Annotated in this window: 14 protein-coding genes, 5 tRNA genes and 1 riboswitch; of the genes, 9 read left to right on the top strand and 10 right to left on the bottom strand. The window is 74.1% G+C overall.

Annotated features, from left to right (window positions below; genetic code table 11):
* Positions 1-30 precede the first annotated feature (30 nt).
* The 4 genes from ACF068_RS26915 (at position 31) to ACF068_RS26900 (ending at position 5,032) form a co-directional block, all read left to right on the top strand.
* Positions 31-1,467 carry an MFS transporter gene (locus ACF068_RS26915; RefSeq protein ID WP_392276869.1) on the top strand — a complete coding sequence of 479 codons (1,437 nt, stop codon included), beginning with the start codon at positions 31-33 and terminating at the stop codon, positions 1,465-1,467.
* Positions 1,468-1,528: 61 nt separating this feature from the next.
* Complete coding sequence (gene lhgO, locus ACF068_RS26910; RefSeq protein WP_392276868.1) at positions 1,529-2,746, top strand: L-2-hydroxyglutarate oxidase; 1,218 nt, start codon at positions 1,529-1,531, stop codon at positions 2,744-2,746.
* Between the two features lie 69 nt (positions 2,747-2,815).
* Complete coding sequence (gene trmB, locus ACF068_RS26905) at positions 2,816-3,586, top strand: tRNA (guanosine(46)-N7)-methyltransferase TrmB (RefSeq protein WP_392276867.1); 771 nt, start codon at positions 2,816-2,818, stop codon at positions 3,584-3,586.
* Positions 3,587-3,706: 120 nt separating this feature from the next.
* A complete protein-coding gene (locus ACF068_RS26900; protein ID WP_392276866.1) occupies positions 3,707-5,032 on the top strand; it encodes a PrsW family intramembrane metalloprotease in 1,326 nt (441 codons plus the stop codon).
* Between the two features lie 117 nt (positions 5,033-5,149).
* On the opposite strand, the gene ACF068_RS26895 is transcribed toward ACF068_RS26900, so the two are convergent.
* The 3 genes from ACF068_RS26895 to ACF068_RS26885 form a co-directional block, all read right to left on the bottom strand.
* Positions 5,150-6,094: an aldo/keto reductase gene (locus ACF068_RS26895; RefSeq protein WP_392276865.1), complete on the bottom strand. Its 945-nt coding sequence runs from the start codon at positions 6,092-6,094 to the stop codon at positions 5,150-5,152.
* A 129-nt stretch (positions 6,095-6,223) separates the two neighbouring features.
* Positions 6,224-7,333: a M23 family metallopeptidase gene (locus ACF068_RS26890; RefSeq protein WP_392276864.1), complete on the bottom strand. Its 1,110-nt coding sequence runs from the start codon at positions 7,331-7,333 to the stop codon at positions 6,224-6,226.
* An 11-nt stretch (positions 7,334-7,344) separates the two neighbouring features.
* A riboswitch (cyclic di-AMP (ydaO/yuaA leader) is annotated at positions 7,345-7,479 on the bottom strand.
* 340 nt (positions 7,480-7,819) lie between these two features.
* Positions 7,820-7,893 (bottom strand) — tRNA-Met (locus tag ACF068_RS26885).
* A gap of 144 nt (positions 7,894-8,037) precedes the next feature.
* Here ACF068_RS26885 and ACF068_RS26880 point away from each other — a divergent pair.
* Positions 8,038-8,877: an alpha/beta fold hydrolase gene (locus ACF068_RS26880; protein WP_392276863.1), complete on the top strand. Its 840-nt coding sequence runs from the start codon at positions 8,038-8,040 to the stop codon at positions 8,875-8,877.
* 114 nt (positions 8,878-8,991) lie between these two features.
* On the opposite strand, the gene ACF068_RS26875 is transcribed toward ACF068_RS26880, so the two are convergent.
* From ACF068_RS26875 to ACF068_RS26855, 5 genes are all read right to left on the bottom strand, one after another.
* Positions 8,992-9,064: transfer RNA gene (locus ACF068_RS26875), tRNA-Lys, on the bottom strand.
* Positions 9,065-9,249: 185 nt separating this feature from the next.
* Positions 9,250-12,330, bottom strand: a complete 3,081-nt coding sequence (locus tag ACF068_RS26870) for an FG-GAP-like repeat-containing protein (RefSeq protein ID WP_392276862.1) — start codon at positions 12,328-12,330, stop codon at positions 9,250-9,252.
* A gap of 224 nt (positions 12,331-12,554) precedes the next feature.
* Positions 12,555-14,732: a DEAD/DEAH box helicase gene (locus ACF068_RS26865; RefSeq protein WP_392276861.1), complete on the bottom strand. Its 2,178-nt coding sequence runs from the start codon at positions 14,730-14,732 to the stop codon at positions 12,555-12,557.
* Between the two features lie 333 nt (positions 14,733-15,065).
* A complete protein-coding gene (locus tag ACF068_RS26860; RefSeq protein WP_392276860.1) occupies positions 15,066-15,620 on the bottom strand; it encodes a hypothetical protein in 555 nt (184 codons plus the stop codon).
* 177 nt (positions 15,621-15,797) lie between these two features.
* Complete coding sequence (locus ACF068_RS26855; RefSeq protein WP_064072095.1) at positions 15,798-16,148, bottom strand: metallopeptidase family protein; 351 nt, start codon at positions 16,146-16,148, stop codon at positions 15,798-15,800.
* A gap of 59 nt (positions 16,149-16,207) precedes the next feature.
* Here ACF068_RS26855 and ACF068_RS26850 point away from each other — a divergent pair, with 59 nt between their 5' ends.
* The 4 genes from ACF068_RS26850 to ACF068_RS26835 all read left to right on the top strand — a co-directional run bounded on the left by ACF068_RS26850 (position 16,208) and on the right by ACF068_RS26835 (position 18,131).
* On the top strand, positions 16,208-17,767 hold the full coding sequence (locus tag ACF068_RS26850; RefSeq protein WP_392276859.1) for a metallophosphoesterase: 1,560 nt from the start codon (positions 16,208-16,210) through the stop codon (positions 17,765-17,767).
* An 81-nt stretch (positions 17,768-17,848) separates the two neighbouring features.
* Positions 17,849-17,921: transfer RNA gene (locus ACF068_RS26845), tRNA-Glu, on the top strand.
* 39 nt (positions 17,922-17,960) lie between these two features.
* Positions 17,961-18,035, top strand: a tRNA-Asp gene (locus tag ACF068_RS26840).
* Between the two features lie 22 nt (positions 18,036-18,057).
* Positions 18,058-18,131 (top strand) — tRNA-Phe (locus ACF068_RS26835).
* Positions 18,132-18,219: 88 nt separating this feature from the next.
* Here the strand turns inward: ACF068_RS26835 and ACF068_RS26830 are convergent.
* Both ACF068_RS26830 and ACF068_RS26825 read right to left on the bottom strand, forming a co-directional pair.
* Positions 18,220-18,810 (bottom strand): dihydrofolate reductase family protein, encoded by a 591-nt coding sequence (locus tag ACF068_RS26830; protein ID WP_392276858.1) that lies wholly within the window; start codon positions 18,808-18,810, stop codon positions 18,220-18,222.
* 107 nt (positions 18,811-18,917) lie between these two features.
* Positions 18,918-19,307, bottom strand: a complete 390-nt coding sequence (locus ACF068_RS26825; RefSeq protein WP_392276857.1) for a VOC family protein — start codon at positions 19,305-19,307, stop codon at positions 18,918-18,920.
* Positions 19,308-19,381 lie beyond the last annotated feature (74 nt).

Genomic DNA, 19,381 nt, shown 5'->3' with positions numbered 1-19,381 from the left:
GGCGGCCGTCTGTGGGTCGAGGGGTGGCGCATGTCCAGGGAGCAACGCGGGCCGAACGAGAAGCTCGGCACCGTTCTCGCCCTCGCGGGAATCAGCAACGCCGGCCTGGCCCGGCGGGTCAACGACCTCGGGGCGCAGCGCGGTCTGACCCTGCGGTACGACAAGACGTCGGTCGCCCGGTGGGTGTCCAAGGGGATGGTCCCCCAGGGCGCCGCGCCGCACCTGATCGCGGCCGCGATCGGGCAGAAGCTGGGCCGCCCGGTGCCGCTGCACGAGATCGGCCTCGCCGACGCCGACCCCGCTCCCGAGGTGGGGCTGGCCTTCCCGCGCGACGTGGGCGAGGCGGTGAGGTCCGCCACCGAGCTGTACCGGCTGGATCTGGCCGGACGGCGGGCCGGTGGTGGCGGGATCTGGCAGTCGCTGGCCGGATCCTTCGCGGTCAGCGCCTATGCGACGCCCGCCTCGCGCTGGCTGATAACCCCCGCCGACTCCTCGGTGGAACGGTCCGTGCACCCGGCACCGGACGGCGCCGCCGACGAGGCCGGTGCGGTGCGGGTGGGGCACAGCGACGTGGCGAAGCTGCGGGAGGCGGCGGAGGACGCCCGGCGCTGGGACTCCAAGTACGGGGGCGGTGACTGGCGCTCCTCGATGGTGCCCGAGTGCCTGCGGGTGGACGCGGCGCCGCTGCTGCTCGGCTCGTACTCGGACGAGGTGGGCCGGGCGCTGTTCGGGGCGACCGCGGAGCTGACCCGGCTGGCGGGCTGGATGGCCTTCGACACCGGTCAGCAGGAGGCCGCCCAGCGCTACTACATCCAGGCGCTGCGGCTCGCGCGGGCGGCCGCCGACGTGCCGCTCGGCGGGTACGTGCTGGCGTCCATGTCGCTCCAGGCGACCTACCGGGGCTTCGCCGACGAGGGCGTCGACCTGGCGCAGGCGGCGCTGGAGCGCAACCGCGGCCTGGCCACCGCCCGGACCATGTCCTTCTTCCGGCTGGTGGAGGCGCGGGCGCACGCCAAGGCCGGGGACGCGGCGGCGGCGGGGGCGGCGCTGCGGGCCGCGGAGGGGTGGCTGGAGCGGTCCCGGGAGGGCGACCCGGACCCGTCCTGGCTGGGCTTCTACTCCTACGACCGGTTCTGCGCGGACGCCGCGGAGTGCTACCGGGACCTCAAGGCACCGCGCCAGGTGCGCCGCTTCACGGAACAGGCCCTGTCGCGGCCGACGGAGGAGTACGTCCGCTCGCACGGTTTACGCCTGGTGGTGAGCGCCGTGGCCGAGCTGGAGTCGGGCAACCTGGACGCGGCCTGCGCGGCCGGCACGCGCGCGGTGGAGGTGGCCGGGCGGATCTCCTCGGCGCGGACGACCGAGTACGTGAGGGACCTGCTGCACCGCCTGGAGCCGTACGGGGACGAGCCCCGGGTCGCGGAGCTGCGGGAGCGGGCCCGCCCGCTGCTGATGGCTCCGGCGTGAGCCGTGTCCCACCTGGTTTAAGGCCATTGTCAGTGGGCCAGTGCACTATCTGGGGTGGGAGGTGGCACAGGTGTCCGCGTTCGGCGATGGCAGATTCGACTGCGACGTGCTCGTGATCGGCGGCGGAATCGTCGGTCTGTCGACGGCGTACGCGATCACGCGCGCCGCCCCGGGGACGCGCGTGGTGGTGCTGGAGAAGGAGCGGGGCCCCGCGCTCCACCAGACCGGGCGCAACAGCGGCGTGATCCACAGCGGCATCTACTACCGGCCCGGCTCCCTCAAGGCGCGGTACGCGGTGCGGGGCGCCGCGGAGATGGTGAAGTTCTGCGCCGAGTACGGCCTGCCCCACGAGGTCACCGGCAAGCTGATCGTGGCGACCGAGCGGGCCGAGCTGCCCCGGCTGCACGCGCTGGTCCAGCGGGGCCGGGAGAACGGCATCCCGGTGCGCGAGCTGGGCCCGGCCCAGATCACCGAGTACGAGCCGCGGGTGCGGGGCCTGGCGGCGATCCACGTCGGTACGACCGGGGTGTGCGACTACGGGGCGGTGGCCGCCCAGCTCGCGGAGTCCTCCGGTGCCGAGGTCCGGTACGGGGCGGAGGTCACCGCCGTGGACCGGCGCCCCTGGGGCGTCGCCGTGCGGACGGCCGGCGGGGCGATCGTGCGCAGCCGGGTCCTGGTGAACTGCGCGGGCCTGCACTGCGACCGGGTGGCCCGGCTGGCGGGTGACGACCCGGGCATGCGGATCGTCCCCTTCCGGGGCGAGTACTACGAGCTGGCCCGGCCGGAGCTGGTCCGGGGCCTGGTGTACCCGGTGCCGGACCCGGCGTTCCCGTTCCTGGGCGTGCACCTGACGCGCGGGATCGACGGGGGCGTCCACGTCGGGCCGAACGCGGTGCCCGCGTCGGCCCGCGAGGGGTACCGCTGGTCCGTCGTCCGGCCGGGCGAGCTGGCCGGGACCCTGGCGTGGCCGGGCTCCTGGCGGATCGCCCGCCGCCACTGGCGGTACGGGGCGGGGGAGGTGCACCGGTCGGTGTCCAAGCGGGCGTTCACGACGGCGGTGCGGCGGCTGCTCCCGGCGGTCGAGCCCGGGGACCTCCACCGCGCCCCGGCGGGCGTCCGCGCCCAGGCGGTGCTGCGGGACGGGACCCTGGTCGACGACTTCCTGATCCGCGAGGCCCCGCGGACGGTCCACGTGCTGAACGCCCCGTCCCCCGCGGCGACGGCGTCCCTGCCGATCGGCCGCGAGGTCGCCCGGCGGGCCCTGACGCACCTGGGGTGACCCCGGCGGCCGCCGGTGGGCCGCCGGCCGGGGCGGCGCGCCCCGGGGGCGCCGTAGAATCGGGGCATTGTGTCTGAGTCCCGTGAAACCGCCGTCCCCCGCCGACCCAAGGGCGAGCCCCGCTTCCCCGAGGGCCCCGCGCCCGACCCCGCCGGGTCGCACTTCGAGCGGCGGATCCGCAGCTTCCAGCCTCGGCGCAGCCGCGTCACGCCCGGGCAGGGCGACGCGCTGCGGCGGCTGTGGGGCGCCTGGGGGCTGGACATCGACGGGCAGCGCACGCTCGACCTGGACGAGATGTTCGGCGGGCTCCCGGTCGTGCTGGAGATCGGCTTCGGCATGGGTGAGGCCACCGCGCAGATGGCCGCCGACGATCCGTCGACCGGCATCCTCGCGGTGGACGTGCACACGCCCGGCCAGGGCAACCTGCTGTCCCTCGCCGAGAAGGCGGGCCTGACGAACGTACGGGTGGCCAACGGCGACGCGATCATCCTGCTGCGCGAGATGCTGGTTCCGGACGCCCTCGACGGCGTACGCGTCTACTTCCCCGACCCCTGGCCCAAGAAGCGGCACCACAAGCGCCGGCTGATCCAGCCCGAGTTCCTCGGCCTGGTCGCCACCCGGATGAAGCCCGGTGCCGTACTGCACTGCGCCACCGACTGGGAGCCGTACGCCGAGCAGATGCTGGACGTGCTGACGGCCCACCCCGACTTCGAGAACACCATGCCCGACGGGGGGTACGCGCCGCGCCCCGCCTTCCGGCCGCTGACCCGTTTCGAGGGCCAGGGCCTGGACAAGGGGCACGTGGTGCACGACCTGCTGTTCGCCCGGGCGCAAACCTGACCGCGCGCCGCGCCGCACCGGACGGCGCGAGCACCCGGGCCTGACGCCCGGACGGTGTGGCGTCCAGGCCGTGGCCGATGTCGTCGCGGACTGTCGGTGGCGGTCGTTAGGGTCGATCACGTGTCCCCTTCGCCTGCGCAAGCCCACTCGCCGTATCCGGCCGTCCCGGCGTACGAACCACGACCGTCGTTCGACGCCGTGCCGGAGCGTGCCCGCTGGCGCTACAAGCCCCGCCGCGCGTTCTGGCGCAGCAAGGTGGTGCGGGCTTCCGCGGTGGTCATCGTGCTCGCCCTGTGCGGGCTGGTGATCCTCGCGCTGGTCCGGGAGCAGACCGGCACGGAGGGCTTCCTGGTCGGGCTCGGCCTCGCCCTGCTGCCCGTTCCGCTCCTCATGGCCGCGTTCCGCTGGCTCGACCGGGTCGAGCCGGGTCCGTGGAAGAACCTGCTGTTCTCCTTCGCGTGGGGGGCGTGCGCCGCGGCACTCGTCGCCATCGTCGCCAACACCTTCGCGACCCGCTGGATAGCCACCGCCACCGCCGACCCCGCCTCCGCCGACACGCTCGGCGCGACCGTCATAGCGCCGGTCGTGGAGGAGAGCGCGAAGGCCGCCGCCGTGCTGCTGGTCTTCGTCTTCCGCAGACGGGACTTCACCGGGATCGTCGACGGCGTGGTCATCGCCGGGTTCACCGCCACCGGCTTCGCCTTCACCGAGAACATCCTGTACCTCGGCAACGCCTTCGGCGAGGACCAGGAGTTCGGGACGTCCGGCTTCGCGTCGGTCACGGCCGCGACCTTCTTCGTGCGGATCGTGATGTCCCCGTTCGCCCACCCGCTGTTCACCGTGCTCACCGGCATCGGTTTCGGCATCGCCGCGCTCACCGCGCGCCGCCGGAGGATCCGCCGCGTGGCGCTGCCGCTGCTGGGGCTGGCCCTGGCGATGGGCATGCACGCGCTGTGGAACGGGTCGGCGGCGTACGGGCCGTGGGGGTTCTACGCGGTGTACGGGGCGTTCATGCTGCCCGCGTTCGGACTGCTGACGTGGCTGGCGATCTGGTCGCGCCAGCGCGAACTGCGCACGGTGTCCGGCGAGCTCCCGGCGTACGCGGCGGCGGGCTGGCTCTCCCCCGCCGAACCGCTCGCGCTCTCCTCGATGCGGGCGCGCGGGCTGGCGCGCGGGTACGCGGCGCGCTGCTTCGGCCCGGCGGCGGCCCGCGCGGTCGGCGAGTACGAGGCGTTCGCCACATCCCTGGCGTTCCTCCGCCACCGGGCCCGCCGGGGCGCGGTGGGCGCGGACTTCGCGGCCCGGGAGCAGGAGCTGCTGCACCACCTGTGGCAGCGCAAGGAGGTCGCCGGACCGGCGCTCACGTACGCCGCGCAGGCCACCGGCCGGGTGTGGACGCCACCCCCGCACCTCGACTACGGCGGCTACAACCCGTACCGCTTCTGACCCCGCCCGCCGGCCGTCAGGCCGAGGCGGCCGTCAGGCCGAGGCGGCCGTCAGGCCGAGGCGGCGGTCAGGCCGAGGCGCGGCGGCGGGGCGCGGCCCGTCAGGCCGAGGCGGCCGTCAAGCCGAAGCGGCGGTCAGCGTCGCCAGCTCGTCGGGGGTGAGCTCCAGCTCGGCGACCGCCAGCAGGGCGGGTAGCTGCTCGACCGTACGGGCCGAGGCGAGCGGCGCGGTGACGGTCGGGCGGGCGGCGAGCCACGCCAGGGCGACGGTGGCGATCTCGGCGCCCCGGGCCGCCGCGACGGCGTCCAGCGCGGCGAGGACTTCGCGCCCGCGCTCGCCGTCCAGGTGCTTGGCCGCGCTGCCCGCCCGCGCGCTGTCCACCCGGGCGCCCGGCCGGTACTTGCCGGTGAGGAAGCCGGAGGCGAGCGCGAAGTACGGCACGGCACCGAGGCCGGCGCGCTCGGCGGTGTCCTGGAGAGCGCCCTCGTAGGTGTCGCGGGAGACCAGGTTGTAGTGCGGCTGGAGCGCGACGTACTTCGCCAGGCCCTCGCGCTCGGCGAAGTCCAGCGAGGCCCGGAGGCGCTCGGCGGAGATGTTGGAGGCGCCGACGGCGCGCACCTTGCCGTCCCGCACCAGTTGGTCGAGGGCGGTGACGATCTCCTCGACCGGCACGGACGGGTCGTCGAAGTGCGTGTAGTACAGGTCGATGTGGTCCGTGCCGAGGCGGCGCAGCGACTCCTCGGCCGCGGCCTTGATGTTCGTGGCGCCGAGTCCCTTGAAGTCCGGGTGGGCGCCGACCTTGGTGGCGACGACGATGTCGGACCTGTTGCCGCGCGCGGCCATCCACCTGCCGATGACGGCCTCGGACTCGCCGCCCTCGTTGCCCGCGGCCCACGCCGAGTAGCTGTCGGCCGTGTCGACGAAGTTGCCGCCCGCCGCCGCGTACGCGTCGAGGACGGCGAAGGACTGCGCCTCGTCGGCGGTCCAGCCGAAGACGTTGCCGCCGAGGGCGAGGGGGAAGACGTGGAGGTCGGACGTGCCCAGGGTGCGCAGAGAGGTCATGGCGTGGATCAACGCGGCGGCCGGACGGGATATTCCGGGTGTTCGGCCACGAAACCGGCAGCCCTGGCGTCGGGGGGTCGCCGCCAGGGCTGCCGGGGACGGGTGGTCCGGAGCGAGCGCTCGGACGGGTCAGACGGTGAGGCCCTTGTCCCGCAGCCACGCCATGGGGTCGATGCCCTCGCCGCCCGCGGTGTGCACCTCCAGGTGCAGGTGCGGTCCGGTCACGTTGCCGGTGGCGCCGACCCGGCCGATGGTCTCGCCGGTGCCGACCTGCTGCCCGGCGCCGACCGTCATCGACGACAGGTGGCAGTACCAGACCTCCGTGCCGTCCTCCAGCTCCAGGACGATGCGGTAGCCGTACGAGCCCGACCAGCCGGCCGACTTCACGGTGCCGCTGTGGACGGCCTTGGCGGGCGTGCCGGTGGGAGCGGCGAGGTCGAGGCCCGTGTGGTAGCCGGAGGACCACATGCTGCCGGCCTGACCGAAGGTCGAGGTGATGGTGTACGAGGAGGTCGGCAGGGACCAGCTCGCGGCCTGCTCGGCCAGCCGGGCCGCCTCCGCGGCCGCCTCGGCCGCCTTCGCCTTCGCGGCGGCCTCCGCCTCGGCCTCCGCCTCGGCCTCTGCCTTCGCCTTCTCCTCGGCGGCCTGCTTCTCGGCGGCGGTCTGCTGCGCCTTCGCCTCGGCGGCCGCCTGCTCGGCCGCGGCGGCCTCGGCGGCGGCCTTCGCCTCGGCGTCGGCGGTGGCCTGCTGCTGCTCGGCCTGCTGGAGGATGCGGGCGCGCAGCGCCTCGCCGGCGTCCGCGCCGCCGCTCCCGTCCGCGTCGGCGGCGGGGGTGGTGAGGGAGGCGGTGGTGAGCGCCCCGTCGTCGTGGCGGTCCTCGCCGGATCCGGAGTCGTCGGACATCAGCGAGCCGATGCCGGGCAGGGACTCGGCGTCCGGCAGGTGGTCGGTGATGACGTCCGGCAGGGATATGGAGACCGCCGGCTTGTCCTGCGCGGTGGCCATGCCGCCCGCGCCGACCGCCGCGATCACGCCGACACCGAGGACGGTGGAGCTACGGGCGAGTCCGCCGCGCTGCTTGGCCACCCGGTGCCGGCCCCGGACGGGGCGGACGGTCTCCTCGGTGGGGTTCCATTCCTCCCACTGCCCGTTTACGGGTGCGGCGTCCGGGATACCCGAAGACTGGAACGAGGCGGGAGAGCCGTATGGAGCTTCGGGGGCAGGCCTGTTGGACGCCACGGAGGCGCACTCCTTTCCTTCCTTCTCGCCTACCGGGTTAGCTGACGGGTTCGGAGCAGGAAGGTCTCCTACGGGCCCACTTCGGCCCGATTCACCCCAAGGTGGTGGTTCCCCGGTTCCCTTGCGGAATTCGGCGCACGCGCGCGGTGCCGTCTCTTGCGACGACTGGGACGACCGCGCTGCGTTATCGAACGTTAATAGACGGGGGCTCCGGATTCCAAGCTGTTCCTACTGATCATTAACCGCCCGGCCCCCGGATATACCGGACGACAACCGGGCACATACGGGCGAGTTGACCATGCCTCAGAAACATGCACCGACCACACTGATACTGACGGACCGTCACGTCATCCGCGCTGCGACACCCACCGACTACGCAGCGTGCCCACGGAGCGAAGGGGTGCACACGTCCCGGGAAAGGCGCCACGGGAAAGGGCCGGGCACGACGAAGGCCCGGTGCGCAATGCACCGGGCCTTCGCCTTCAGTAGCGGGGACAGGATTTGAACCTGCGACCTCTGGGTTATGAGCCCAGCGAGCTACCGAGCTGCTCCACCCCGCGTCGGTGAACACCACCTTACGCCATCCGGCGCACGATCCCTAACCAATATCGCTGGTAGCCGCCCGGAGAGGACGAAACACCCTCGGGCGCCCTCCCACCGGAACCTCGTTGCCGCCCTCCGACAGGGGTGACATGGTCACGTCCATGTCTTCCTTCACCGCCGACGACGGCACCACGCTGGCCTACCGCGTGTCCGGAGCCGGCACCCCACTGATCTGCCTGCCCGGCGGCCCGATGCAGGCCTCCGCCTACCTCGGTGACCTCGGCGGCCTCACCGCCCACCGCCGGCTGGTCATGCCGGACCTCCGGGGCACCGGGCGCTCGGACGTGCCCGCCGACCCCGGCTCCTACCGGTGCGACCGGCTCGTCGACGACGTGGAGGCCCTCCGGCGCCACCTCGGCCTGGAGCGGATGGACCTGCTCGCCCACTCGGCCGGGGCCAACCTGGCGGCGCTGTACCTGACCCGCCACCCCGGGCGCGTCGGCAGGCTCGCGCTGGTCACGCCGAGCGTGCTGGCCGTGGACGTCCCCATCACCGGCGACGCGCGTCTCGCCACGGCGGCACGGCGCCGGGACGAGCCGTGGTTCCCGGCGGCGTACGCGGCGCTGGAGGCGATCGTCGCCGGAAGGGGGACCGCCGACTCGTGGCGGGCCATGGCGCCGTTCACCTACGGCCGCTGGGACGCGGCCGCGCGGGCCCACCACGCCGCCGGTGACGAACAGCGCAACGACGAGGCCGCGCGGGTCCACGCCTCCGAAGGCGCCTTCGCCCCGGACACCGTCCGTGCCGCGTTCGCCCGCCGGACCTCACCGGTGCTGGTCCTCGCCGGCGAGTTCGACGTGGCCGCCCCGCCCGGCGCCATGGCCGCCTACGCCGCCCTGTTCCCGGACGCCGACCTCCGCGTCCAGCCGGGAGCCGGGCACTTCCCCTGGCTCGACGACCCCGCCCAATTCACCGCGACGGCGGCGGCGTTCCTGTCCTGACCGGCCGGGGCACCGCGGACGAGCCGCCCGGCCGGTGCGCCCGCCCGGACACGCACCGGCCCGGGAACGACGACGGCCCCGGTCCGGAGGATCTCCGGACCGGGGCCGAGTGCGTAGGCCGTGTGGGACTCGAACCCACAACCAACGGATTAAAAGTCCGCTGCTCTGCCAATTGAGCTAACGGCCCTCGACGAGTCACCCCTGAGCATAGCCCCATGGCGCCCGCCGTCCGATCGGGTATCGGGGGAACCGGCGCCGTCGCGCCGCCCCGGCGGCCCTCCCGCCCCACCGCCCCGCGCCCCGCCCCGTACGACACGGCAGGGCCCGTACGGCACGGAGAACACGCGCCGTACGGGCCCTGCCGGACACGACCTAGAACAGGCCCTTGTAGCCCTGCCAGCCGGTACCGATCCTGACCGTGGAGCCGAACGACCCGGCCCCGTTGCCGCTGTTGCGCAGCAGGTCACCGGCGGCGTTGCGGGAGACCAGGTCCGGCTTGCCATCCTTGTTCAGGTCGCCGACGCCCACGAAGGCGTTACGGCCGGTGGCCCAGTTGCCGCCGAACACCAGGACGCGCGCCTTCACCGTGCCGGCCGCGGTGCCGTCGAACCGCCAGAGGGAGTTGGCGCCGTCCACCGCCAGCAGGTCGCCGGCCCCGTCGCCGTTCAGGTCGCCGGCGCCGAACACGGCCCGGTAGCCCTTCCAGTTCGTCGCGATCCGGCCCCGCGCCTTGAGCTTGCCGGCGCCGTCGTCCGCGTACAGGTACAGGTCACCCGTGGTCGTCTGACGCGCCACCAGGTCCGCCCGGCCGTCGCCGGTCAGGTCGCCGGGTGACGTCAGCACGTTGAACTGCGCCCAGGTCGTGCCCAGCGAGGTGTACGGGGTCGTCGTGGCCGGCGCCTTGCCGCAGCCCGGCCGGTAGGCGCGCAGTTCGCCGCCCAGCCGCACCAGCAGGTCGTTGCACCGGTCGCCGCTCAGGTCCCCGAAGGGCACCACCAGCGCGGACGTCGACCAGCCGGTGGCGGTCGTCGCACCCGCCAGGGTGCCCGTCCCGCTGCCGTGCCGGAAGGCGAGGGAACCGGTCCCGCTCAGCGACACCAGGTCGCCCACGGCGTCCGGGCCGGCCGGGCCGGCGTGGTCGCGCCGCACGGCGGCGGCACCGGTCAGGTTCACCGTGCCGGACGTGGTCAGGGCGCCTCCCCGGCCGTCCACCGGCTGCGCGGTCAGCGTCCACGCGTACCCGCCGTTCGCCACCAGCCGGCCGGCGGCGTCCTTGGCGTCCCAGGCGGGGGCGACCACGGCCCGCGCCGGACCGCCGCTCAGGGTGCGCACGACGGTGCCGGTGGTCGCGCTCCTGAGGGTGAGCTGCCACGAGGTGCTCGGCGTGGACAGCCACCAGCGGGGCCGCCAGGGCGCCGCGCCGCCGTTCACCGCCTGCGTCGCGGACACGTCGGAGTCGACGACCGCCGGCGCGGACGGCGCCACGCCGCTGCCGACCAGGTGGACGGCGCTCCCGGTGTCCGCCCAGGCGACGGAGCCGGTGGCCGGGTCGACCGCCCACGGGTCGTAGGAGCGGCGTCCCTCGGTGAGGGTGTGCACCGTGCCGCCGTCCCGCAGGTCCTTCAGCTTCAGGGCGCTGCCGGCCGGGTAGACGACGAACCCGTCGCCGAGCCGGGCGCCCGCCCCGGGACCGATGCCGAGCGGGGTGTCGGTGCGGGTCTCGAGGTCGTACACGCCCTCGTCGTTCCTCGACCCGGTGCAGTTCCAGTGCAGCCAGCGGCCGACCACCTCGACGCCGCCGAGGAAGCACCCGGGCAGGAACACCTCCTTCGTCCGGGCACCCGTCCTGACGTCGTACCCCACGACCTCGTCCTTGCTCGCGGCGGTCCACAGGGTGGTCCCCGACAGGGAGAGCCCGTACACCGGGAGCGTCCTGGTCACCTTGCCGGTGTCGAGGTCGACGATCCGCGTGACACCCGCCCCGTCCACGGTCGCGCGGACCGCCGCCCAGCGGCCGGAGCTGCCGATGAAGCCCGCGTAGCCGGCTCCGGTGTCGATCCGGGTGGCCGGGAGCCGGGCGCCGTCGTCCAGCCGGTGCAGGGGCACGACGGGCTCGCCCCAGATGCGCATGGTCCCGCCGTACGCGACGCGCCCGTCGCCGGTGTCCACGAAGGTGGGGCAGTAGCCCTGGAAGCAGGCCTCGGGCTGGTCGGGCACCCAGCCGCGGTCCATGCGCTCGCCATGGACGGGTACGCCGCCGGACTGCCCGGCGGTACGGCTGTACAGACCGGCCTGGCCGGCCGCCGCGACCGCCTCCACGCTGGTCAGCCGCCCGTGCTGGAACGACAGCTGGTGGATCGCGTTCGGTACGGCCTTCACCGGGACCGCCGCCTCGCGGGACACCACGGCCCGTCCCGCCGCGTCGGCCCGCAGCGCCTGGACGCCCCACTCGGCCATGCTCGCGCCGCCCAGGACCAGCACCCCGCCGTCGGGGGTGAAGGACGCCCTGCCGCTGGACCGGGCCAGCAGGGTGCGCGCGGCGCTCCCGTCCAGCGGGCGGGCCTCGACCCGCCACACCGGCAGGTCCTCGTCGAGCCGGCCGAGCGCCGGGTCGTGCCGGGCGACGACGAGCTCGCCGCCCACCAGGCCCAGCAGCCGCACGGCGGCGCTCTCGGGCAGCGGCACCACGCGCTCCGGCGTGGTGAGGTTCCCCCGCCCGAAGACGGACACCTGGCCGCCCGACCAGACCAGCAGCCGGTCCGGGGTGAGGGCGTAACGTTTCGTCGCCAGCTCGGCGTCGGTCCTGATCGGCACGATCCGCCGCTGGGTCACGTCCATCCACACCGTGCCGGCCCCCGGCAGGTCGATCACCAGACCGCCCGCGTCCCCCAGGCCCGGCAGGACGGCGTACCTGTGGACGCCCGTCGGCACGCCCTCGACGAGCCGGTCGCGCACCTGCCCGGTCTCCGTGTCGAGCACGTGGAAGCGCATGCCGTCGCCGGGCGAGTCGTAGGTGAGCACGTTCCGGCCGAACGCCCCCACGTAGGTGTGCCCGGCCGGCAGGGGCACGGTGACGGTCCCGCCCGCGACCATGTCGCGCAGCTCGACCCGCTGCGGCGACTCCAGGAGCCGGGCGACGACGTCCGAGCCCGTGCCGCGCTGGAAGTTGCCGCCGTCGTACTCCTGGACGCTGTCGACCTGGACGTCGGTCCCCGCGCCGTAGGCCCGCCACAGGGTGCCGCGCCCCTGCTCGTGGCGCAGGAAGCCGTGGGGCCCGGTGTCGAGCAGCGCGCCGCGCACGGGCAGGGCGCTGGTGGTGGCCGGGATCACCACGTCCGTCGTGGGTGCCGCCTGGGCGGTGGACACCGCCGGACCGGCGATCGCGGCCGACGCCAGGACGACGGCGGCGGCGATGACTCGCAAGGGTTGCTTGCCGTACACGGAACTCCGCACTTCTCGATCGGATCGATCGGGCCCACGGGGTGGCGCTCACCGGTGCGCGGCTCTTGGCGCGGCAAGTGACATGCCGCGTACGCGTCGAGATGAACCAGAGCCCCCCGGCCCCGCCCCCAGTGCCCCCCACTGCGAGGTGGACGGATCGTAACAGCGCCCGGCGACAACGGCGCAGGGCCCGTCCCCCTCGTGGGAGGAACGGGCCCTGCTCGGTGGACTACGCGTCAGCCGTTGCGCTTCCAGCGCGGCTTGTCGTCGCGGCGCCCGAAGGAGGAGCCGGAGTTCGAGCCACCGCGGTGGTCGTCACGGCGGCCGTAAGGACGCTCGTGGCCGCCGGAGCGGAAGCCGCCGCCCGCGGGACGGTCGTCACGACGGTCGCGGTTGAACGGACGGTCGCTGCCGCGGTGGCCGCCGGTGGGGCGGTCGTCACGGCGCTCGTCGCGGCGGAAGCCACCGGCGGGACGGTCGTTGTCGCGGCGGAAGCCACCGGCGGGACGGTCGTTGTCACGGCGGAACCCGCCGGCCGGACGGTCGTTGTCACGGCGGAACCCGCCGGCCGGACGGTCGTTGTCACGGCGGAAGCCACCGGCCGGACGGTCGTTGTCACGGCGGAACCCACCGGACGGACGGTCGTTGTCGCGGCGGTCGTCGCGACGGAAGCCGCCACGGTCGTCACGGCGCTCGAAGGAGCGGCCACCGCGGTCGTCGCGGTCACGGCGCTCGTAGCCGCCCCGGTCGTCCCGGCGGTCACGGCGCTCGTAGTTGCCGCGGTCGTCGCGGCGGTCACGGCGCTCGTACGAGGACGAACGGTCGTACGACGGACGGTCGTCCCGGGACTCGCGCGCCGGCTGCTCCGGCACGGACGCGACCGCGGCCTGGACCTCGGCCTCCGCGGCCTCCGTCACCTCGGCGACGGCGGTCTCGGGGTCGTCGCCGCGCTCGCGGGCGGCACGGGCGACCAGGCGGTCGGCCTCCTCGCGGAGCTCGACGGCCCGGCGCTGGAGCCGCTCAAGCTGCTTGGTGAGGTCGGCGACCTCGCGCTCGGCCTGCTTGGCGGCGTTGTTGGCGGAGTCGGCCTGCACCTCGGTCAGCGACCGGGCGCCGGTGATCTCGGCGACCTCCGGGTCGAAGGCCCCGGCACCGCCCACGATGTGGCGCGTGGCGTCGACGCCCGCGTCCTCCATGAGGCGGAAGATCTGGCGGCGCTGGTGCGGCAGGGCCAGCGAGACGACCACGCCGGACTTGCCCGCGCGGGCCGTACGGCCGGAACGGTGCAGGTAGTCCTTGTGGTCACCGGCCGGGTCCACGTTCAGGACCAGGTCGATGCCGTCGACGTGGATGCCGCGGGCGGCGACGTCGGTGGCGACCAGGGCGTTGACGTAGCCCTTCTTGAAGTCCTCCAGGACGCGGGTACGGGCGCCCTGCGTCATGCCGCCGTGCAGGGCGTCGGCCTTGACGCCAGTGTCCTGGAGCTGCTCCGCGATGCGGTCGGCGCCAAGCTGGGTGCGGACGAAGATGATGGTGCGGCCCTTGCGGGCGGCGATGGCGGCGGTGACCGGCGCCTTGTCCTTGGGCTTCACGACCAGGACGTGGTGGGTCATCGTGGTGACGGCACCGGCGGACGGGTCGACCTCGTGCGTGACCGGGTCGACCAGGTAGCGCTTGACCAGGCTGTCGATCTCGTTCTCCAGCGTGGCGGAGAAGAGCAGGCGCTGGCCGCCCTCGGGGATCTGGTCGAGCAGCTCGGTGACCTCGGGCATGAAGCCCAGGTCGGCCATCTGGTCGGCCTCGTCGAGGACCGCGATCTGCACGGCCTCCAGCGAGCAGGCGCCGCGGTTGATGATGTCGCGCAGCCGGCCCGGGGTGGCGACGAGGATGTCGACGCCGCGCTCCAGGGCGTAGATCTGGTTGCCCATCGACGTACCGCCGCAGACGACCTTCATCTTGAGGCCGAGGACGTCGCCGTACGGCTGGAGGGCGTCCGCGACCTGCATCGCGAGCTCACGGGTCGGGGTGAGGATGACGCCGCGGGGCTTCTTCTTCTCGGTGTGGCCGCCGGCCAGGGTGGCGAGCAGCGGCAGGCCGAAGGAGAGGGTCTTGCCGGAGCCGGTGCGGCCGCGGCCGAGGATGTCCTTGCCGGCCAGGGCGTCCGGGATGGTCGCGGCCTGGATCGGGAAGGGGGCGGTCACGCCGTTCTGGGCGAGCTTGCGGACGATGCCCTCGGGCAGGCCCAGGTCGCCGAAGGTGACCTGCGCCTCGTCCGCCGCCTCCTGCTCGGGGGCCTCGGGGGCCCCGGCGGTGTCGGCGGTCTCGTCGGCCTCGAGGTCGGCGCCCACGACGACGGTCTCGTCGAGGTCGGTGTTCTCGGGCATGACGGCGTGGTCAGGACTGAAAATGGACATGCGAAATGCGAAACCTTCCGGAGTCTCGGCACGCGCCCGTCAACTCCGTGTTTCGCAAAACGACCGCCTCGATGCGGTCAGCCACGGCAAGGGAGAGTACGCGCCACACGCGGCGCTCTCGGTAGTGGCGCCGGGCAAAGGGGAACATGGGATCAAACGATCTACCACCATACGCACTCTCCCCCACTCAGCGCAAACCGGTCCACGTCCCCCCGCGTGTGACGTCCGCCTCAACGGGCCGCCCACGGGCCGCCCACCGGCCCCGCCCGGCCCGCCTCGACGGGCCGCCCACCGCCCGCCCGCCGGCCCCCGCCCGGTCCGCCCCCCGGTCCCTCACGCGGGGGCGACCTGCGGGGATGCCGCCGGTTCCGCTCCCGGGCCGTCCCAGCGTCGCTCCGGGACCCGCAGCGTCTGGGTACGGATGTCGGCGGCCGGCGAGGCGGACGGCGGGTCGGACGGGTCCGGGCTCGGCTCTGCCGGCGGCGTCGCGGGGGGCGACGACGCCGGGGGCGGCGTGGGCTCCGGCGGCGCGGGCGGCTGGCTCGGCGAGGAACCGCCGCCGCCCGCCTCTCCGCCGCCACCGCCCCCGTCCCCGGACGGCGAGGGCGCCGGCGGCCGCGCGGGCCGCGCCCCGGGCTTCCCGTCCGTCGGCGGCTTGCCCGAGGGCGCCGCGGACGGCTTTGCCGCCCCGGCCGGGCCGCTCGGCTCCGGCGATGCCCCGTCCTCCTCGCCGGGCGCGCCGGCCTGGCCGTCCGCCCCGTGCGCCGTACGGACGTCGTGCCCGCCGCCCGGCGCGTCGGCGACCACGTCCGGCTCGGCCGCCGCGGCACCGGACGGCCCGGCGGACCGGGCGGGCCCCGGCCCGGCGCCCGCGTCGGAGACGCTCATGCAGCCGCTGACGGAGCCTGCGGAGGCCGCTACCGCCAACGCGGTGACGGCCCATCGGACGGGGGCGGGCAGATGGCGCACGAGGGCACCTCCATGGGTGCGGGACCGGGTTTCCCTGCCCAACTCCCCAGGCCCCACAAGGACACGCCCGCCTCCGGCCCGGTATCGGCGGGCCCGTCAGCCGTAGCCGAGCTCGTGCAGCCGCTCGTCGTCGATCCCGAAGTGGTGGGCGATCTCGTGCACCACCGTCACCTCGGTTTCGGCCACCACGTCCTCCCGCGAGTCGCACATCCGCAGCGTCGGCCCCCGGTAGATGGTGATCCGGTCCGGCAGCACCCCCGCGTACCACTCACCCCGGTCGGTCAGCGGAGTCCCCTCGTACAGCCCCAGCAGGTCCGGGTCGTCGGGCGACGGCTCGTCCTCCACGAACACCGCGACGTTGTCCATCAGCCGCGTCAGCTCCGGCGGGATCCTGTCCAGCGCCTCGGCGACCAGTTCCTCGAACTCCTCGCGCGTCATCTCCAGCACGGGGCCATTGTCACGGATGGCCGGGCATAGTGGCCCGTCCACATGGGCATACGGCGCCCATGGCCGCCCGAGCTGCCCTCCGCACCACCCACGCCCGCCTTCTGCGCCACTACCGCTCCCGTCGCGTCAGCCCCACCCTCACCCTGGTCCACACCCCGCACCCGTACGTCCGGGCCCTGGGGCTGCTCACCGTGGTCCTGCTGGGCGCCTGGCTGGGCCTCCTGATCGTCGGCAGCGTCCGCACCCCGGTGGGGCCGATGGACACGAGCATGACCCTGCGGCCCTCCCTGAACGGCGGAACGAAGATCAACGTTTCGCCGCTGGGCGCGCTGGAGCTCGACTCGCACATCGCGCCCGTCCGCCTCGACGTGGACGTCGACCAGCTCGACCCGGTCCGCGCCCAGGCCCTGGTGGAGCACCCCGAGCGGATCACCGGCCTCCAGGACGAGATCACCCAGGACGTCGCCGACGGCACCCGCGAGCTGGCGCTGCGCTCCTGCGTCGCCGTCGTGTCCGGCGCCACCGCACTCGGCCTGGCCGTCTACCGCCGCCCGCGCCGCGCCCTCGCGGCGGGCGGGCTGGCGCTCGCGCTGCTGGGGGCGGCCGGCGTGTCCGCGTACGCCACGTGGAACCCCAAGTCCGTGCTGGAGCCCCGCTTCTCCGGGCTGCTGTCCTCCGCCCCCTCGGTGGTCGGCAACGCCCGCTCGATCGTCAGCGAGTTCGACGTCTACCAGAAGGAACTGGCCCGCCTGGTCACCAATGTGACGAAGCTGTACGACGCCGCCTCCACCCTCCCGACGTACCAGCCCGACCCGGGCACCATGCGGGTGCTGCACGTCTCGGACATCCATCTGAACCCGGCCGCGTGGGAGATCGTCCGCTCGCTGGTCGAGCAGTACCGGGTGGACGTGATCATCGACTCGGGCGACACCATGGACCACGGCACCGCCGCCGAGAACGGCTTCCTCGACGCCGTCCCCGACCTCGGCGCGCCCTACGTCTGGGTGCGCGGCAACCATGACTCGCAGGTCACCCAGCGGTACATGTCCGGCCTGCGGAACGTCCACGTCCTCGACGGGGGCCGCGCCGTCACCGTCGCCGGCCTGCGGGTGGCCGGCACCGGCGACCCGCAGTTCACCCCGGACCGCTCGGTGCTGGCGGCCGGCGACGACGCCGAGCGGGCGGCCGGGGCCCGGCTGGCGGCCGCGCTGCGCGCCCAGGCCGCGGCGGGCACGCCCGTCGACATCGCGGTGGCCCACAACCCGGTGGCCGCCCAGGAGACCGACGGCCGGGTCCCCCTGGTGCTGGCCGGCCATGTGCACCGCCGCGTGAACAAGCTGCTGCCGGGCGGCACCCGCCTCAAGATCGAGGGCTCCACCGGCGGCGGCGGCCTGCGCGCCCTGGAGAAGGAGGAACCGGAGAAGGTCCACGCCTCGGTCCTCTACCTGGACCGGGACACCCGCCGGCTCCAGGCCTGGGACGAGATCACGCTGGGCGGCCTGGGCCTCACGACGGCCGAGGTCAGCCGCCACGTCCCGGAGGAGAACACCCCGGCCGGCCCCGCCGGGGACCACTCGACCGGCCCTGCCAGGACCCCCTCCGCCACCCGTTCCCCTTAACCGTTTTGGCGAACGGTCGCCGCATCCCATATGCTTCTCACGTCCCCGACGCGCTGACGAAGCGCCCAGGCGGGCCAATTAGCCCTCATCGTCTAGTGGCCCAGGACGCCGCCCTTTCAAGGCGGTAGCACGGGTTCGAATCCCGTTGGGGGCACGCATCACCGTGTGCGAGACTTGTTCTCGCGCATCGCTTGGTCCTGTGGAGCAGTTTGGAGTGCTCGCCACCCTGTCAAGGTGGAGGCCGCGGGTTCAAATCCCGTCAGGACCGCTGCGGCTCGCAAGAGCCGCGTGGCTGGGTAGCTCAGTTGGTACGAGCGTCCGCCTGAAAAGCGGAAGGTCGCCGGTTCGACCCCGGCCCCAGCCACCGCAGCCCATCAGGGCGAACGGCCCCACCGATGATCATCGGTGGGGCCGTTCTCATGTCCGCGCGCCGACGGTCGGCGAGACACGACCTAGCCGCGGGTGTAGGTGAGGAACGCCGCCCCGCTCTCCAGGACGGTGTGGGCCGTCAGGTCCCAGACGCGCGGATCGAACGCTGCCGTGCGGCCGAAGAGGGGGATGCCGGTGCCGATGGTCAAGGGGCCCAGCTTGACGATCAGCCGGTCGATCTCGGGGTAGAGGGCGCCCGCCAGTTCGCCGCCGCCGATCAGCCAGAGGTCCTTGCCGTCCTCCTGCTTCAGCTCCCGGACCTTCGCCAGCGGGTCGGTCGCGACCAGTTCCACGGCCGGGTCGGGGCTCTCGGTGAGAGTGGTGGAGAACACCAGGTGCCGCAGGTGCGGATAGGCGTCGGTGAGGCCGGCCCGGAGGCCGATCTCGTACGTCTTGCGTCCCTCCAGGACGGTGTCGAAGTGGGTGCCCGCCGCGGTGATGGACAGGGCCTGCCTGGCCGGGGCGGGCAGGGTCTCGGGGTACTCCGCGGCCAGGTACCGCACGTAGTCGGCGGGGACCGGCCAGAAGCCGTCCGGACCCGTGGGGTCGGCGCCGTCGGGCCCGGCGATGAAACCGTCGACGGTGGCGGCGATGTAGTAGACGAGCTTGCGCACGGAGACTCCCTGGAGGATCGGTGGCCGGGTGGCGGTGGGGGGTAACGGGTGGCGGTGCGTACGGGGCGGATCGGGCGAGGGCCCGGGATCTCCGCGCGCCGGAAGGGTCAGCCGTGCTCGGGAGCGGCCCACTCGACGAACTGGACGATCACCCCGCTCGGATCGGTGACCTGGAACAGGCGCTCGCCCCAGGGCTCCTCGCGCAACGGCAGGGTGATAGGAACCCCCGCCTCACGCAGCCGCTCCTCCTGCTCCCGCAGACCCGAGGCGACGGTGAAGGCGAGGATCAGACCACCGACGCGCTGATCCCGCTGCTCGGGCGGCAGCACCTCGGTGCCGCGGGCGAGCAGGATGACGTCGAAGGCGTCGTCGTGCGACAGGGCGACGAAGCCGTCGGCGGCCTGCCGGACGGAGTAGCCCAGGTGGGTGGTGAAGAAGTCCTGCGAACGGGTGACGTCGCCGACGGTGAGCGAAACGGTGGAGGCGGTGAACTGCACGGGACTCCCTGGATGCGGTGCGGGACGGTACGGACGGACTCCGCGGCCACGGCGGCGCACGCCTGGGCATGCCC

The sequence above is a fragment of the Streptomyces sp. NPDC016309 genome (assembly GCF_043077235.1).
In the GTDB taxonomy this organism is placed as follows: Bacteria; Actinomycetota; Actinomycetes; order Streptomycetales; family Streptomycetaceae; genus Streptomyces.
The sequence above is the reverse complement of the archived record's forward strand: the minus strand, read 5'-3'. Positions and strand labels throughout refer to the sequence as shown.